Annotated in this window: 2 tRNA genes and 1 rRNA gene; all 3 read left to right on the top strand. The window is 50.0% G+C overall.

The features are described from left to right. Positions 1 to 220, top strand: a 16S ribosomal RNA gene (locus tag QMX89_RS22660); the annotation flags it as partial. 122 nt (positions 221 to 342) lie between these two features. After that, positions 343 to 419, top strand: a tRNA-Ile gene (locus tag QMX89_RS22655). Positions 420 to 449: 30 nt separating this feature from the next. Further along, positions 450 to 525: transfer RNA gene (locus QMX89_RS22650), tRNA-Ala, on the top strand. Positions 526 to 838 lie beyond the last annotated feature (313 nt).

The raw sequence follows: 838 nt of genomic DNA, 5'->3' as shown, positions 1-838 counted from the left end.
GACTGCGTGAAGTCGGAATCGCTAGTAATCGCGAATCAGAATGTCGCGGTGAATACGTTCCCGGGCCTTGTACACACCGCCCGTCACACCATGGGAGTGGGTTGCACCAGAAGTAGCTAGTCTAACCTTCGGGAGGACGGTTACCACGGTGTGATTCATGACTGGGGTGAAGTCGTAACAAGGTAGCCGTAGGGGAACCTGCGGCTGGATCACCTCCTTAATCGACGACAACAGCTGGCTCATGAGCTCCCACACGAATTGCTTGATTCATTGAAGAAGACGATAGAAGCAGCTTTATGCTCCAAGCTGATAGCTCACGCTAACGGCTACAAGCTCGAAATTGGGTCTGTAGCTCAGTTGGTTAGAGCGCACCCCTGATAAGGGTGAGGTCGGCAGTTCGAATCTGCCCAGACCCACCAATTTTGTGTGGGAAACGCCTGTAGAAATACGGGGCCATAGCTCAGCTGGGAGAGCGCCTGCCTTGCACGCAGGAGGTCAGCGGTTCGATCCCGCTTGGCTCCACCACCACTGCTTTTGTGTTAGAGCTTAGAAATGAGCATTCCATCAAGATGATGGTGAATGTTGATTTCTAGTCTTTGATTAGATCGTTCTTTAAAAATTTGGGTATGTGATAGAAAGATAGACTGGACAGACACTTTCACTGGTGTAGGTTCAGGCTAAGGTAAATTTGTGAGTTGCTCTTTGAGTAAATGCGAATTTTCGGCGAATGTCGTCTTCACAGTATAACCAGATTGCTTGGGGTTATATGGTCAAGTGAAGAAGCGCATACGGTGGATGCCTTGGCAGTCAGAGGCGATGAAAGACGTGGTAGCCTGCG

Source organism: Pseudomonas sp. PS01301, assembly GCF_029960215.1.
Taxonomy (GTDB): domain Bacteria; phylum Pseudomonadota; class Gammaproteobacteria; order Pseudomonadales; family Pseudomonadaceae; genus Aquipseudomonas; species Aquipseudomonas coleopterorum.
This window is presented reverse-complemented; position numbering and strand designations above follow the sequence as displayed.